Annotated in this window: 8 protein-coding genes; 5 read left to right on the top strand and 3 right to left on the bottom strand. The window is 70.9% G+C overall.

Annotated elements, in window-relative coordinates:
• Positions 1–169: 169 nt before the first annotated feature.
• Positions 170–3,016 (top strand): preprotein translocase subunit SecA, encoded by a 2,847-nt coding sequence (gene secA, locus RFN52_RS15625; RefSeq protein WP_184847000.1) that lies wholly within the window; start codon positions 170–172, stop codon positions 3,014–3,016.
• Positions 3,017–3,166: 150 nt separating this feature from the next.
• Here secA and RFN52_RS15620 read toward each other — a convergent pair whose 3' ends face one another.
• Entirely contained in the window at positions 3,167–3,880 is a 714-nt protein-coding gene (locus RFN52_RS15620) for an Rv3235 family protein (RefSeq protein ID WP_311240961.1), read from the bottom strand.
• Between the two features lie 727 nt (positions 3,881–4,607).
• On the opposite strand from RFN52_RS15620, the gene RFN52_RS15615 reads away from it, so the two are divergent.
• From RFN52_RS15615 to RFN52_RS15600, 4 genes are all read left to right on the top strand, one after another.
• Positions 4,608–5,120, top strand: coding sequence for a DUF6912 family protein (locus RFN52_RS15615; RefSeq protein ID WP_184846998.1), 513 nt, complete (start codon positions 4,608–4,610; stop codon positions 5,118–5,120).
• A 69-nt stretch (positions 5,121–5,189) separates the two neighbouring features.
• On the top strand, positions 5,190–5,855 hold the full coding sequence (locus RFN52_RS15610; protein WP_033308238.1) for an HAD family hydrolase: 666 nt from the start codon (positions 5,190–5,192) through the stop codon (positions 5,853–5,855).
• 468 nt (positions 5,856–6,323) lie between these two features.
• Positions 6,324–11,276 (top strand): NAD-glutamate dehydrogenase, encoded by a 4,953-nt coding sequence (locus tag RFN52_RS15605; protein WP_184846997.1) that lies wholly within the window; start codon positions 6,324–6,326, stop codon positions 11,274–11,276.
• Between the two features lie 139 nt (positions 11,277–11,415).
• Positions 11,416–11,859 (top strand): GtrA family protein, encoded by a 444-nt coding sequence (locus RFN52_RS15600; RefSeq protein WP_184853907.1) that lies wholly within the window; start codon positions 11,416–11,418, stop codon positions 11,857–11,859.
• Between the two features lie 21 nt (positions 11,860–11,880).
• Here the strand turns inward: RFN52_RS15600 and RFN52_RS15595 are convergent, their stop codons facing one another.
• Together RFN52_RS15595 and RFN52_RS15590 are read right to left on the bottom strand one after the other, a co-directional pair.
• A complete protein-coding gene (locus RFN52_RS15595) occupies positions 11,881–13,527 on the bottom strand; it encodes a glycosyltransferase family 2 protein (protein WP_184846995.1) in 1,647 nt (548 codons plus the stop codon).
• Entirely contained in the window at positions 13,524–15,728 is a 2,205-nt protein-coding gene (locus RFN52_RS15590; RefSeq protein ID WP_184846993.1) for a CDP-glycerol glycerophosphotransferase family protein, read from the bottom strand. The genes RFN52_RS15595 and RFN52_RS15590 overlap by 4 nt, the downstream gene beginning before the upstream one ends.
• Between the last annotated feature and the right edge of the window lie 6 nt (positions 15,729–15,734).

Genomic DNA, 15,734 nt, shown 5'->3' with positions numbered 1-15,734 from the left:
AGCAGACGTGAATCTCGACGCAGACGTGAAGCAGAATCGAAGCAGCGGACTGTCGCCGTCACGGCAGGCCCTCCCGGCGCGGTGGGGTCCTCGCATACGATGGCCGTTGCTCAGTAAGTCAAGTGGTAACCGACCGTCCCAGGCCCGACCGGCAAGGAGACCAACCCCCGTGTCCGTCCTCTCGAAGCTCATGCGTGCAGGCGAAGGCAAGATCCTGCGCAAGCTGCACCGCATCGCGGACCAGGTCAACTCCATCGAAGAGGACTTCGTCGACCTCTCCGACGCCGAGCTGCGCGCCCTCACCGATGAGTACAAGCAGCGCTACGCCGACGGCGAGACCCTGGACGACCTGCTGCCCGAGGCGTTCGCCACCGTCCGCGAGGCCGCCAAGCGCGTCCTCGGCCAGCGTCACTACGACGTGCAGATGATGGGTGGCGCGGCCCTGCACATGGGTTACGTGGCCGAGATGAAGACCGGTGAGGGCAAGACCCTCGTCGGCACCCTGCCGGCGTACCTGAACGCCCTGTCCGGCAAGGGCGTCCACATCATCACGGTCAACGACTACCTGGCCGAGCGCGACTCCGAGATGATGGGCCGCGTCCACCGGTTCCTGGGCCTCGAGGTCGGCTGCATCCTCGCCAACATGACGCCGGCTCAGCGCCGCGAGCAGTACGCCTGCGACATCACGTACGGCACGAACAACGAGTTCGGCTTCGACTACCTGCGCGACAACATGGCCTGGTCCCAGGACGAGCTCGTCCAGCGCGGCCACAACTTCGCCATCGTCGACGAGGTCGACTCCATCCTCATCGACGAGGCCCGTACGCCGCTGATCATCTCCGGCCCGGCCGACCAGGCCACCAAGTGGTACGGGGACTTCGCCAAGCTGGTGAAGCGTCTCAAGCGCGGCGAGGCCGGCCAGCCGCTCAAGGGCATCGAGGAGACCGGCGACTACGACGTCGACGAGAAGAAGCGCACGGTCGCCATCCACGAGTCCGGCGTCGCCAAGGTCGAGGACTGGCTGGGCATCGACAACCTCTACGAGTCGGTGAACACCCCTCTGGTGGGCTACCTGAACAACGCCATCAAGGCCAAGGAGCTCTTCAAGAAGGACAAGGACTACGTCATCATCGACGACGAGGTCATGATCGTCGACGAGCACACCGGACGTATCCTCGCGGGCCGCCGTTACAACGAGGGCATGCACCAGGCGATCGAGGCGAAGGAAGCGGTGCCGATCAAGGACGAGAACCAGACGCTCGCCACGATCACCCTCCAGAACTTCTTCCGCCTCTACAAGCGCCACGACCACAACGAGAAGGAACAGCCCGGCCTCTGCGGCATGACCGGTACGGCCATGACCGAGGCCGCCGAGTTCCACCAGATCTACAAGCTCGGCGTGGTGCCGATCCCGACCAACCGGCCGATGGTCCGCAAGGACCAGTCGGACCTGATCTACCGGACCGAGGTCGCCAAGTTCGAGGCGGTCGTCGACGACATCGAGGAGAAGCACCGCAAGGGGCAGCCGATCCTCGTCGGCACGACCTCCGTCGAGAAGTCCGAGTACCTCTCGCAGCAGCTCAGCAAGCGTGGCATTCAGCACGAGGTGCTGAACGCCAAGCAGCACGACCGTGAGGCGACCATCGTCGCCCAGGCCGGCCGCAAGGGCGCCGTCACGGTGGCCACGAACATGGCCGGCCGTGGTACGGACATCAAGCTCGGCGGCAACCCGGAGGACCTCGCCGAGGCGGAGCTGCGCCAGCGCGGCCTCGACCCCGAGGAGCACATCGAGGAGTGGGCGCACGCCCTGCCCGAGGCGCTCCAGCGTGCCGAGAAGGCCGTCAAGAACGAGAAGGACGAGGTCGAGAAGCTCGGCGGGCTCTACGTGCTGGGCACCGAGCGGCACGAGTCGCGGCGCATCGACAACCAGCTGCGCGGTCGTTCCGGCCGTCAGGGCGACCCGGGCGAGTCCCGCTTCTACCTCTCCCTCGGCGATGACCTGATGCGCCTGTTCAAGGCCCAGATGGTCGAGCGCGTGATGTCGATGGCGAACGTCCCGGACGACGTGCCGATCGAGAACAAGATGGTCACCCGCGCGATCGCCTCCGCCCAGTCGCAGGTCGAGCAGCAGAACTTCGAGACGCGTAAGAACGTCCTGAAGTACGACGAGGTCCTCAACCGCCAGCGCGAGGTCATCTACGGCGAGCGGCGCCGCGTCCTGGAGGGCGAGGACCTGCACGAGCAGGTGCAGCACTTCATGGACGACACCATCGACGCCTACGTCCAGGCCGAGACCGCCGAGGGCTTCCCCGAGGACTGGGACCTAGACCGGCTGTGGGGCGCCTTCAAGCAGCTCTACCCGTGCAACGTCTCGATCGAGGAGCTGGAGGAGACGGCCGGCGACCGTGCCGGGCTGACCGCCGAGTTCATCGGCGACTCCATCAAGGACGACATCCACGACCAGTACCAGGCGCGTGAGGACCAGCTCGGCTCCGAGATCATGCGGGAGCTGGAGCGCCGGGTCGTGCTGTCGGTCCTGGACCGCAAGTGGCGCGAGCACCTCTACGAGATGGACTACCTCCAGGAGGGCATCGGCCTGCGCGCCATGGCGCAGAAGGACCCGCTGGTCGAGTACCAGCGAGAGGGCTTCGACATGTTCACCGCGATGATGGAGGGCATCAAGGAGGAGTCCGTCGGCTACCTGTTCAACCTGGAGGTCCAGGTCGAGCAGCAGGTCGAGGAGGTCCCGGTCGAGGACACCAAGCCGGTGGCCGACCTGGAGAAGCAGGACGCGGTGCCGGCGCAGGCGGGCTCCCGGCCGGAGATCCGTGCCAAGGGGCTCGACGTCCCGCAGCGGCGCAACCTCCACTTCTCCGCGCCGACGGTCGACGGCGAGGGCGGCACCATCGAGGGCGACTTCACCGAGGACGGCGAGCCGGTGCGCTCCGAGGCCGACGGCCTGACGCGTGCCGAGCGTCGCAAGCAGGCGCGGGGCCGTGGGCGCCGCAAGAAGTGACGGTCGGCTGAACGCCGTAGCGGCTTGAAGGGCCGGACACCTGAGGGTGTCCGGCCCTTCGGCTTCGAGGGCCTCAGTCCGCTTCGGGGGCCTCAGTCCGCTTCGGGGGCCTCAGTCGGCTTCTTCAGCGGCCTCAGTCGAGCGACGGCCTCAGTCGGCTTCCGGGCGAGGCGGGCGGGGGCCGCCGAGTTCGACCGCCGTGCAGCGCCACCGGCGGTCCCGCCCGAGTTCCAGGCGGAAGGCCATGGCGCGCAGCCGGTCGCCGGCACCGACACGGGCGAAGGCCTCGATGGCGCCCGGCCGGGGCTCGTAGTAGCCGATGTCGCGGACGACGGGACGGGCACCGCGGGTGCGCAGGGGGCCGCGTTCGGCCAGCCAGGCCAGCTCGTCGTAGGCGCGGCCACGGGTGTGCCGGAGCATCGAGTGGACGGGGCGGTGTCCGCTCAGCACGGCGACGAGGAGGTCGGCGAAGACGTCGGTGGGCAGGGGCTGGGGGATCGCCGCGGGGAGGGAACCCCGGGTGGGGACGTGGGGGGCCGGTCCGGCGTGGGCGGGGGCCGTTCCGGCCTCGGCGGGGGCCGAGGCGGCGGCGGCCGTGTGTGCCGGGGTGGTGGCCGTTCCTGAGGTCCTGCGGGGTGCTGTGCGGGTCGCGGAGGGGGTAGGCGGGCGCGTGTCCGACGGGCGGGTGCGGGAGGCCCTGGCACGGGCGGAGGCCGGCGGACGGCCGCCCGCGGCCGGAGGCCGGGTCCGGCCACTCCCGGGGGAACGCGGAGGCGCTGCGCCGGCGGGGGCGGCCGGTGCGGCTTCGCGCCGGGTGGGGAAGCGGGGTGGGGTGCTGCCGAGGGTGCCGGGTGCTGTGGTCACGGGATGACGTGGTCCTGTGGCGGCGGCGGGTGTGCTGGGGGTGGCGCCGGGCGAGGTGCGGGGTGGGGTGTCGTCCGGTGTGTGCGACGTGGTCCTGCCCAGGGCGCGGGGTGTGGGGCCGGCGGGTGTGCCTGGGGCAGTGCGGCCCGGGAGGCGGGGTGTGGTGTCGGCGGGTGTGCGCGGCGCAGCGTCGCCCGAGGTGCGGGATGAGGTGTCGGCCGGCGTGCGTGAAGCCGCACCGCCCGAGGCCCCGGGTGTGGTGCCGGCCCCTGTACGCGGCGCAGTGCCGTCCGAGGCGGGGAGCGTCGTGCTCCCCGGCGGGAAGGGTGCGGTCGTCGGGGTGGGGCGGTGGGTGTCGGGGCGGTTGCGGGTGGGGCGGGGCTGGGTCCTGGTCATGACCTTGTACATGGGGGTTCCCGTTTCGTGGGCCCGGTGGATACCGGGGAGTAACTTCGGGTGCTGATCTTGTACGGGGCCGACGGGGGCGGCGGCAAGGAAGCGGGACCCGCGTCGCGGGCGCCGGAATGTTCACCTATCCAGGTGATGTCGGAGGCGTGGAGCCCATGAGTGCGGGGGTGCTCCGGGTGAATTCCGGGCCCGGGGTGGACGCGTCGGGCGTCACGGGGCGGGACTCGAAAGGGGACGCCCCGCACGTATCCTGAAGGCCTTCCGGAGCCTTCCGCGGCCCTTCGGAGCCCCCGACCACGACCACGAAAGCGGCCAGCCCATGCGTGTCTACGTGCCCCTGACCCTCCCCGGTCTCGCCGAGGCGTACAGGACGGGCGAGCTGGGAGCCGGGCCGTTCGTCGCCTACGCCGTGACGCCGGGGCTGCGCGAGTGGTACGTCTCCGACGACACCGAGGAACTGGAGTACGCGGCGCTCGGCCGGGCCGCGCTGGCCTCGCTGCGCCTGCTGGCGGCCGAGCCCGAGGCGCCGCGGCGCCGGGTCGTGATCGCCGTCGACGTGGCCGACCGGGCCGTGAGCGCGGGTCCCGGCCGGGGGCCCGATCCGGCGCCGGGCGAGGTGCGGGTCGCGGGCGCGGTGCCGTTGGGCCAGGCGGCGTCGGTGCACGTCGACGCGGCGGACGCCCAGGCCGATGTGACGGCTGCCGCCGAGGCGCTGCCGGCGGCGGACGGCGGGGACGACGACGCGCAGTCCGTCGTGGACGGGGCGGAGGACCACGAGCTGCTGTGGTTCGCCACGCAGGAGATCGCGAACCTGGTCGGGCACGGGGACTGAACCGGCTCCCGGGGGCGCGTTGAGGCGCCGTCCTCTTGATTGTCAGTGGGGGCGGGTACGTTTTCAGGCATGGGGATGAAGACGGGCGCGCACATTGTCTGGGACTGGAACGGGACGCTGTTCCACGACATCGACGCGATCATCGGGGCGACGAACGCGGCCTTCGCCGAGCTGGGGCTGGAGCCGCTGACGCTGGAGAAGTACCGGGAGCTGTACTGCGTGCCGGTGCCGAAGTTCTATGAGCGGCTGATGGGGCGGCTGCCGACCGAGGCCGAGTGGGAGGCGATGGACGACGTCTTCCACCGGTACTACGCCGAGCACCGGACGGCGTGCGGGCTGACGGTGGGGGCCGTGGAGCTGCTGGCCGGGTGGCGCTCGGCGGGGCGCAGCCAGTCGATCCTGAGCATGTACGTGCACGAGGAGCTCGTGCCGCTGGTGCGCGGGTTCGGCATCGAGCCGCACTTCATACGGGTGGACGGGCGGACCGGGCCGTCGGGGGGCAGCAAGGCCGAGCACATGGTGCGGCACCTGGCGTCGCTGAGCGGGGTGGCTCCGGAGCGCACGGTGGTGATCGGGGACGCGGCGGACGACGCCGTGGCCGCGCTGCATGTCGGGGCCCGGGCCGTGCTGTACACCGGCGGGTCACACAGCCGGGTGAGCCTGGAAGCGGTCGGCGTACCTGTCGTGGACACGTTGGAAGAAGCGGTCGAGGAGGCGGAGCGGCTCGCGGCCTGACCGGTCCCTGGAAGTCCCCCAGACCGAAATGGGTGGCGGCACTGTGCAGAACGTCAAACTTCCAGGGCTGGTTTTGTACACATACGGCTCATGACGGAGCCCCTGTAAGGAGCGATAGCCTTGGTGGCGTGATCAGCGCGATAGTTCGCGGGGACGTCGTCGTCCCTGCCCTGCGCCCGGAGAGCACGGACGACATCCGTGACCGGGCGGCAGTCGCTGGTCTTCGCGGGCGGGACGTGCAGTCGAGGACTCCCGGGACGCCGAACATCACCAGGACCCGGGCGTCGCAGAGAGCGTCGTCACACCGGTGGCGCAGCTCAAGAATGGCTCAGACACCCCCGCTCATCTCACCTTGCGGCATAGCGTCGGATCAGACCGGATACCCCGTGTCACGACGTGAGGTCGTAAGCGCAGAGGCCGTACTTCCTTCTACGTCACGCAACGGCGCGCGACAGGAGCCAGAGGACAATGCAGACCAAGCTGGACGAAGCCAAGGCCGAGTTGCTCGAGAGGGCCGCCCGGGTAGCTGAGAACAGCCCGGTCGGGGGGCACCTACCGACCGGGTCGACGGGCGAGGAGACCCCAGACGCCCAGAAGGCCCCGGACCGCGAGACCCTCCTCACGTTCCTCCAGCGCTACTACCTGCACACGGCCCCGGAGGACCTCACCGACCGCGACCCGGTCGACGTCTTCGGAGCTGCCGTATCGCACTACCGGCTGGCCGAGAACCGCCCCCAGGGCACGGCCAACGTCCGGGTGCACACCCCCACGGTGGAAGAGAACGGGTGGACGTGCAGCCACTCCGTGGTCGAGGTCGTCACCGACGACATGCCCTTCCTCGTCGACTCCGTCACCAACGAGCTGACACGTCAGGGGCGTGGCATCCACGTCGTCATCCACCCCCAGTTCGTCGTGCGGCGCGATGTCACCGGCAAGCTCATCGAGGTCCTGTCGACCCCGGCGACCGGCGACCTTCCGCACGACGCGCACGTCGAGTCCTGGATCCACGTAGAGATCGACCGCGAGACCGACCGGGCCGATCTGAAGCAGATCACCGCCGACCTGCTGCGCGTGCTGTCCGACGCCCGTGAGGCCGTCGAGGACTGGGGCAAGATGCGGGACGCGGCGATCCGGCTGGCGGAGGGGCTGCCGGACGAGCCCATCCCCGCCGACCTGCCCGGCCCCCAGGTCGAAGAGGCCCGCGAGCTGCTGCGCTGGCTGGCCGACGACCACTTCACCTTCCTCGGCTACCGCGAGTACCAGCTGCGCGACGACGACTCGCTGGCCGCCGTGCCCGGCACCGGGCTCGGCATACTGCGCGCGGACCCGCACCACGCGGCCGAGGAGAGCCACCCGGTCAGCCCCTCGTTCGAGCGGCTGCCCGCCGACGCCCGGGCCAAGGCGCGCGAGCACAAGCTGCTCGTGCTGACCAAGGCGAACAGCCGGGCGACCGTGCACCGGCCGTCGTACCTGGACTACATCGGCGTCAAGAAGTTCGACGCCGACGGCAACGTCATCGGTGAGCGCCGCTTCCTCGGGCTGTTCTCCTCCGCCGCCTACACCGAGTCCGTGCGCCGGGTCCCGGTCATCCGGCGCAAGGTCGAGGAGGTCCTGAATCAGGCCGGGTTCTCGCCCAACAGCCACGACGGGCGCGACCTGACGCAGATCCTGGAGACGTACCCGCGCGACGAGCTGTTCCAGACCCCGGTCGACGAGCTGCGGTCGATCGTGACCTCCGTGCTCTACCTCCAGGAGCGCAGGCGGCTCCGGCTCTACCTGCGCCAGGACGAGTACGGGCGCTACTACTCCGCCCTCGTCTACCTCCCGCGCGACCGCTACACCACGGCCGTGCGCCTGAGGATCATCGAGATCCTGAAGGAGGAGCTCGGCGGGATCAGCGTCGACTTCACGGCCTGGAACACCGAGTCGATCCTGTCCCGGCTGCACTTCGTGGTGCGCGTCCCGCAGGGCACCGAGCTGCCGGAGCTGTCCGACTCGGACAAGGAGCGCATCGAGGCCCGGCTGGTGGAGGCCGCCCGCTCCTGGGAGGACGCCTTCGCCGAGGCGCTCAACGCCGAGCTCGGCGAGGAGCACGCGGCGGAAGCGCTGCGCCGCTACGCGCACGCCTTCCCCGAGGGCTACAAGGCCGACCACAACCCGCGCGCCGCGGTCGCCGACCTCGTCCACCTGGAGCAGCTCAACGCCGAAGCGGACAAGGACTTCTCGCTCAGCCTCTACGAGCCGGTGGGCGCCGCCCCCGAGGAGCGCCGTTTCAAGATCTACCGCACGGGCGACGCGATCTCCCTCTCGGCCGTCCTGCCGGTCCTCAACCGGCTCGGTGTCGAGGTCGTCGACGAGCGGCCCTACGAGCTGCGCTGCTCGGACCGCAGCGTGGCCTGGATCTACGACTTCGGTCTGCGCATGCCCCGCGCGAACGGCGGCGGGGACCACTTCGGCGACGACGCCCGCGAGCGCTTCCAGGACGCCTTCGCCGCCACCTGGACCGGCAAGGCGGAGAACGACGGCTTCAACGCCCTCGTGCTCAGCGCCGGGCTGACCTGGCGCCAGGCCGTGGTGCTGCGCGCGTACGCGAAGTACCTGCGTCAGGCGGCGTCGACGTTCAGCCAGGACTACATGGAGGACACCCTCCGCAACAACGTCCACACCACCCGGCTGCTCGTCTCCCTGTTCGAGGCGCGGATGTCGCCCGACCGGCAGCGCGCCGGCCACGAGATCGTGGACGCGCTGCTGGAGGAGGTCGACGCGGCCCTCGACCAGGTCGCCTCGCTCGACGAGGACCGGATCCTGCGGTCCTTCCTCACCGTCATCAAGGCGACGCTGCGGACCAACTTCTTCCAGGAGGCCGCGGGCGGCAAGCCGCACGACTACGTCTCCATGAAGTTCGACCCGCAGGCCATCCCCGACCTGCCGGCACCGCGCCCGGCGTTCGAGATCTGGGTGTACTCGCCGCGCGTCGAGGGCGTGCACCTGCGCTTCGGCAAGGTCGCGCGCGGTGGTCTGCGCTGGTCCGACCGGCGCGAGGACTTCCGCACCGAGATCCTCGGCCTGGTCAAGGCGCAGATGGTGAAGAACACCGTCATCGTGCCGGTCGGCGCCAAGGGCGGCTTCGTCGCCAAGCAGCTGCCGGACCCGTCCGTGGACCGGGACGCGTGGCTCGCCGAGGGCGTCGCCAGCTACAAGACGTTCATCTCGGCGCTGCTCGACATCACCGACAACATGGTCGCGGGCGAGGTCGTGCCCCCGGCGGACGTCGTCCGGCACGACGAGGACGACACCTACCTCGTCGTCGCCGCCGACAAGGGCACGGCGACCTTCTCCGACATCGCCAACGGGGTCGCCGAGAACTACAACTTCTGGCTCGGGGACGCCTTCGCCTCCGGCGGCTCCGCCGGCTACGACCACAAGGGCATGGGCATCACCGCCCGCGGTGCCTGGGAGTCGGTCAAGCGGCACTTCCGCGACATGGGCGTGGACTGCCAGACCGAGGACTTCACGGTCGTCGGCATCGGCGACATGTCCGGTGACGTGTTCGGCAACGGCATGCTGCTCTCCGAGCACATCCGCCTGGTCGCGGCCTTCGACCACCGGCACATCTTCATCGACCCGAACCCGGACGCCGCCACCTCCTACGCCGAGCGCCGCCGCCTGTTCGAGCTGCCCCGCTCCAGCTGGGAGGACTACGACAAGGAGCTGCTGTCGGCCGGCGGCGGCATCTTCCCGCGCACGGCCAAGGCGATCCCGGTCAACGCCCACATCCGCGAGGCCCTCGGCATCGAGGCCAAGGTCACCAAGCTGACCCCGGCCGACCTGATGAAGGCGATCCTGCACGCACCGGTGGACCTGCTGTGGAACGGCGGCATCGGCACGTACGTCAAGTCCTCCACCGAGTCGAACGCGGACGTCGGCGACAAGGCCAACGACGCCATCCGCGTCGACGGCAAGGACCTGCGCGTCAAGGTCGTCGGCGAGGGCGGCAACCTCGGCCTGACCCAGCTCGGCCGGATCGAGTTCGCGCTGCAGGGCGGCCGGATCAACACCGACGCCATCGACAACAGCGCGGGCGTGGACACCTCCGACCACGAGGTGAACATCAAGATCCTGCTCAACGGTCTGGTCCGGGACGGCGACATGACCGTCAAGCAGCGCAACAAGCTGCTCGCCGAGATGACCGACGAGGTCGGCCGCCTGGTGCTGCGCAACAACTACGCGCAGAACACGGCGATCGCCAACGCCCTCGCCCAGTCCAGCGCCATGCTCCACGCCCAGCAGCGCTTCATGAAGCACCTGGTCAGGGAGGGGCACCTGGACCGGGCGCTGGAGTTCCTGCCCACCGACCGCCAGATCCGCGAGCGGCTCGCCCAGGGCCACGGACTGACCGGCCCGGAGACGGCCGTCCTGCTGGCGTACACGAAGATCACGGTCGCCGACGAGCTGCTGCACACCTCGCTGCCGGACGACCCGTACCTGAGCACCCTGCTGCACGCGTACTTCCCGAAGGAGCTGCGCGAGCAGTACCCCGAACATCTCGTCAGCCACCCGCTGCGCCGCGAGATCACCACGACCGTCCTGGTCAACGACACGGTCAACACGGGCGGCACGACGTACCTGCACCGGCTGCGCGAGGAGACCGGCGCGTCGCTGGAGGAGATCGTGCGGGCGCAGACCGCCGCCCGGGCGATCTTCCGCCAGTCCCCGGTGTGGGACGGGGTCGAGGCGCTCGACAACACGGTCGAGGCCGAGGTCCAGACCCGCATCCGGCTGCACGCGCGCCGCCTGGTGGAGCGCGGCACGCGCTGGCTGCTCAACAACCGGCCACAGCCGCTGGAGCTCGCCGGCACGGTCGACTTCTTCGCCGACCGGGTCGAGCAGGTCTGGGGTGAGCTGCCGAAGCTGCTGCGCGGCGCCGACCTGGAGTGGTACCAGAAGATCTACGACGAGCTGACCGGCGCCGGTGTCCCGGACGAACTCGCCACGCGGGTGGCGGGCTTCTCCTCGGCCTTCCCGACGCTCGACATCGTCTCGATCGCCGACCGCATGGGCCGGGAGCCGCTGGATGTCGCCGAGGTGTACTACGACCTCGCCGACCGGCTGCGCATCACCCAGCTCATGGACCGCATCATCGAGCTGCCCCGCGCCGACCGCTGGCAGTCCATGGCCCGCGCGGCGATCCGCGAGGACCTGTACGCGGTGCACGCGGCGCTGACCGCCGACGTCCTGGCCGTCGGCAACGGCACCTCGACGCCCGAGCAGCGCTACAAGGCCTGGGAGCAGAAGAACGCGGCGATCCTCGGCCGTGCCCGCAGCACCCTGGAGGAGATCCAGAGCTCCGACGCGTTCGACCTCGCCAACCTGTCGGTGGCGATGCGCACGATGAGGACGCTGCTGCGCACGCACTCATAGGGCGTACGGCGTGACAGGCGCCCCGGGCCGGTCCGGCCCGGGGCGCCTCGTCTTCTTGGGGTGCCTCGTCTTCTTGGGGTGCCTTAAGGCGATTCGAGGGGAGGGCTTACCGAACCCGGCTAAGGCTTGGGGCGTGACTATGAACGTATCCGAGGAGCGAGCGGCCGCCCCCGCCCTCCCGGTCAGGCGCGTCGTCCTCGAAGCGGTGAACTTCGCACTGGTCGGCGGCAGCGGCGTCGCCGTGAACTTCCTGGTGTTCAACGTGCTGCTGCACGGACTGCACCGGGACGCCATGGTGGCGACCGTCCTGGCCAGCCTGGTCGCCGTGGGTACCAACTATCTCGGTTTCCGCTGCTTCGCCTATCGCGACCGGGCGTCCCGGACCCGGCGTCAGATCACGCTGTTCTTCGTCTTCAGCGCGATCGGCGTCGCCGTGGAGAGCGGGCTGTTCTACGCCGGCTATCACGGCCTCGGCCTGGACGGGCCGCTCGAAGCGAACGCGGTCAAGGCGCTGTCCATCGTGCTGGCCTCGGCCTTCCGCTTCCTCGTCTACCGGACCTGGGTGTTCCAGCACGACGCATGAGGCGCCCGGACACCGCCCGGCCTACTTCAGCGCGCTCGCCACCAGCCGCGCCGCCGACTTCGCCCTCGGGCGGGCCACCCTGCGTACCGTCGGGCGGATCAGCTTCGCCGTCACTCCCACCGGCTCCCAGCGGACCTGGAGACGGCCCGGGCCGTGGCCCTCCGGTTCCACTGTCAGGTGGTGGGAGGGCACGCGGGTCGTCAGCGTCGGGAAGGCCAGCGGCGCCAGCAGCAGACCCGTGTGGGACAGGCCCTGGTGCCGGAGGCGGAGCAGCGGGTGACGGATCCCCGCGAAGCCCTGGAGGGGGAGCCGGACCGTCCCGAGGTCGAGGTGGGCGTGGCCCTCGAAGATGCCGGGGCGGACGGGGGAGAGACGGAAGTGGACGTGCAGACGGTGGCCGCCCGGGGCGATGAGGAGCGTCGCCCGCTGCGGGCCGACGGGGAGGCGCAGCCCCGGGTCGTACGTGCGGATCGTGAGGTCGATCGATGCGCCCGGGCCCCGGGTGATCTCCTTGATCTCGTGGCGGAACTGGGCGCTCGGGAAGGGGCGCGTCTCCAGCTCCAGGTCGGAGATGTCCAGTTCGCGGCGGGACCACTCCGACTCGGGGACGCGGTCCCCCCAGTAGGTGCGCCCCTCCGCGTCGGCTGTCACGCGCCTCGGCGCCACCCCGTGTCCCAGGCCCCGGGCCGCCAGCCGGGCCTCCGGCAGGCGCCGGTCGCGGATCAGCTGGATGACGACGCGTTCGGCGCGCGGGAGACGGGCGAACGCTCCCGGGGTGAGCGTGTCGAGGTAGGGGGTGACGAGGTCCGCGAAGGACGCCAGCCAGGTGTCGTCCCGGTAGGGCAGGTCACCGGCGTACATCCGGAAGTCGTGCTTGAGGAACTTGTGGTCCTTGTCCTCGCGCAGCGATTCGTGCCCGCTCTCGGCCAGGAACGCGTCGATGAGGTGCTGGACGTGGATCCGGTCGCGGACGTTGGCGAGCTTGTGCCGCTGGTTGGATATCGAGGCCGTCTCGGAGGCCGCGAAGGGCGCCACGTACCAGCGGTAGACCGGTTCCGGGATGATCGTGAAGCTCTTGGCCAGGCAGTACGCCTGCGCCGAGAACAGCTGGTCCTCGTAGTGGATGCCCTCGGGAAAGCGCAGGTCGTGCCGGTCGAGGAAGGCGCGGGCGTACATCTTGCTGGTGGCCAGGTGCTCGAAGAGCAGGCGCGGGTCGGCCTCGATGCCGTCCAGGGCGCGGCGCTCGGCGACCAGGTGCGGCATCCACGTCGAGCGGCGGCCGTTGTCCACCCGGACCCGCTGCACCGCGCCCATGGCGAAGTCGATCTCGCGTTCGCGGTGTGCGGCGAGCAGCAGCTCGACGGCGTTGCCGGGGAGTTCGTCGTCGCTGTCGAGGAACATCAGGAACGGCGCCCGCGCGATCTGCAGGGCGCGGTTGCGCGGGGCGCTGCAGCCGCCGCTGTTCCGTTCCAGGCGGAGGTGGCGGATGCGGGGGTCCTCGGCCGCGAGCCGCTGGGCCACCGCGGGGGTCGCGTCCGTGGAGTGGTCGTCGCTGATGATGATTTCGAGGTTCGCGTGGGTCTGGCGGCGGACCGACTCGACCGCGCGGGGGAGGCGCTCGGCGTCGTTGTGGACGATGACCGTCACGGTGACGTCGGGGGTGCTCATGCGGTCGCCTCCTGCGGGGTCGGGGCCGGCGTGCGTTCCTCGATCGGCAGCACGGGCGGCAGGTCCCGTTCGTCCTGGCCGAGGAAGACCCGGCGGACGACGCGTTCGGCGGCGCGCCCGTCGTCGTACTCGCAGAACCGGCGCCGGAAGACGGCCCTGGTCTTCGCCGCGCTCTCGTCGCGCCAGGCGTCGGTGGTGAGGATCTCCGTCAGCTCCTGCTGGGTGCGTGCGACCGGGCCCGGGGCCTCCGCCATCAGGTCGAAGTAGACGCCCCGGGTCGTGCGGTACGTCTCCCAGTCGTCGGCGTGGATCACGATCGGCCGGTCGAGGTTGGCGTAGTCGAACATGATCGAGGAGTAGTCCGTGACCAGGACGTCCGCCGCCAGGCACAGTTCCTCGACCGGGTCGTAGGAGGAGACGTCGATGATCCGGCCGGTGCGGCGCAGGTTGGTGAGCGGGGAGGCGGCGCCGCCGTAGAAGTAGTGGCCGCGCACGAGCAGGACCGTGTCGTCGCCCAGGCGGTCGGCGAGGGCGGCGAGGTCCAGGCGCGGGGTCCAGCCGGCCTCGTAGTCGCGGTGGGTGGGCGCGTAGAGGACGGCACGGCGGCCCGGGGCGATGCCGAGGCGGTCGCGGACCGTGCGGATGTCGCCGGCGCCGGCCGTGTAGTAGACGTCGTTGCGCGGATAGCCGTGGTCCAGGGAGACGTAGCGCGAGGGGTACGCGCGCTCCCACATGCGGGTGGTGTGGCTGTTGGCCGAGACGCTGAAGTCCCATCTGTCGATGCGCTCCAGCAGCGCCTTGAAGTCCAGGCCCTGCGCGGCGGCCGGGAACGCCATCTGGTCGATGCCCATGCGCTTCAGGGGCGTGCCGTGGTGGGTCTGGACGTGGATCGCATCCGGGCGTTTGACCACGGCGTTCTCGAAGTTGACGTTGTTGACGAGGTACTTGGCGGTCGCCAGCACCTCCCAGTAGCGGCGGCTGCCGGGCACGACGTGGTCGGTGCCGGTCGGCAGCAGGGCCGCGTTCTCCTCGGTGACCACCCACACCGCGTGGATCTGCGGGGCCAGTTCGGCGAGCTTGGCGGCGATCGCGGCGGGGTTGCAGGCGACGCCGCGGTTCCAGTACGCCGCGAACACCGCGAGGTGCGGATTGACGGGACGGCCGAGCGCCCTGCGGTACTGGTGGTCGCGGAGTCGGGCGCCCACCTGGCGCTTACGGGCCCGTACGGCCGACTTGGCGGTGCGGCGGGTGCGGTTGACGGCCTGGAAGGCCCGGTACTTCGCGTAGGCGCCCTCCTCCAGCAGGGAGCGGCGGACGCCTTCTAGTCCGCCCGGGCGGCGGTGGCCCTCGGGGCGGCGGCGCAGGGCGGCGAGGGACGCCCGGCGGAAGAACTCCCGCGCGACCTCCTCCTCCATGCCGCCGCGCGCGAAGGTGCGCAGGCAGTCGCGGACCATGAGGTCGTAGAGCACGGTGTGCGCGGTGCGCCGGTCGAGGGTGAGGTCGAGCAGGGACTCGTAGCGCTCGACGAGGCCGTAGCGCTGCTCGGGGGTGGCCGGGGGCAGGCTCGCGGGGCGCAGCCGGCGGTCCTCGTAGGCGACGTGCGGCAGGCAGGCGACGCGGTCGGCGAGCAGCAGGGCGGCCAGGGCGGCGTACGGCTCGTCGTCGGTGGTGAGCCGCGCCTCGTGCGCCCGCCAGAAGTCCGCGCGCAGGACGCGGGTGCCGAGCAGCGGGGTCAGCCGCAGCAGGGGCGAGCAGTCGTCGAGGGGGGCGTCGGCGCGGCCCGCCCGGGCGAGGAGCGGGCCGTCCGGGGAGGGCAGGCCGGAGGTGTGCCAGGTGCTGCGGACGTGGTCCACGAGGAGGACGTCGACCTCGCCGGGGAGCTCGGCCACCCGCTCGGCGACCATGCGCGGGGTGCCGGCGGGCAGGCCGTCCTTGGCGTGGACGAAGTGCAGCCAGCGGCCGGAGGCCCGGGCCGCGCCCGCCGCCCGGGCCTCCGCGTCCCCCGTGCCGTCCGGCAGCGGCACCACGTCGACCGCGCCGCCGTCCGGGGCGTGCCGTTCGGCCGTCTCCCGGGCCCAGTCGCCGACCGCGGCCACGATCACCTCGGCGTCCGGCAGGGGGTGGGCGGCGAGGGAGTCGAGGAGTTCCGTCAGATGGTCCTGAACGTTCGGCCCGTGGACGACGACGCTGAGCTCGGCCATCACGCG

This window comes from Streptomyces collinus (genome assembly GCF_031348265.1).
Lineage (GTDB): Bacteria > Actinomycetota > Actinomycetes > Streptomycetales > Streptomycetaceae > Streptomyces > Streptomyces collinus.
Note: the sequence above shows the minus strand (reverse complement) of the source record. Positions and strands in the feature narration are given on the sequence as shown.

Excerpts from the sequence above, each read along its gene's own strand:
- RFN52_RS15610 (WP_033308238.1), top strand. The coding sequence starts at position 5,190 with ATGGGGATGAAGACGGGCGCGCACATTGTCTGGGACTGGAACGGGACG.
- RFN52_RS15590 (WP_184846993.1), bottom strand. The coding sequence starts at position 15,728 with ATGGCCGAGCTCAGCGTCGTCGTCCACGGGCCGAACGTTCAGGACCAT.
- RFN52_RS15600 (WP_184853907.1), top strand. The coding sequence starts at position 11,416 with ATGAACGTATCCGAGGAGCGAGCGGCCGCCCCCGCCCTCCCGGTCAGG.
- RFN52_RS15595 (WP_184846995.1), bottom strand. The coding sequence starts at position 13,527 with ATGAGCACCCCCGACGTCACCGTGACGGTCATCGTCCACAACGACGCC.
- RFN52_RS15605 (WP_184846997.1), top strand. The coding sequence starts at position 6,324 with ATGCAGACCAAGCTGGACGAAGCCAAGGCCGAGTTGCTCGAGAGGGCC.
- RFN52_RS15615 (WP_184846998.1), top strand. The coding sequence starts at position 4,608 with ATGCGTGTCTACGTGCCCCTGACCCTCCCCGGTCTCGCCGAGGCGTAC.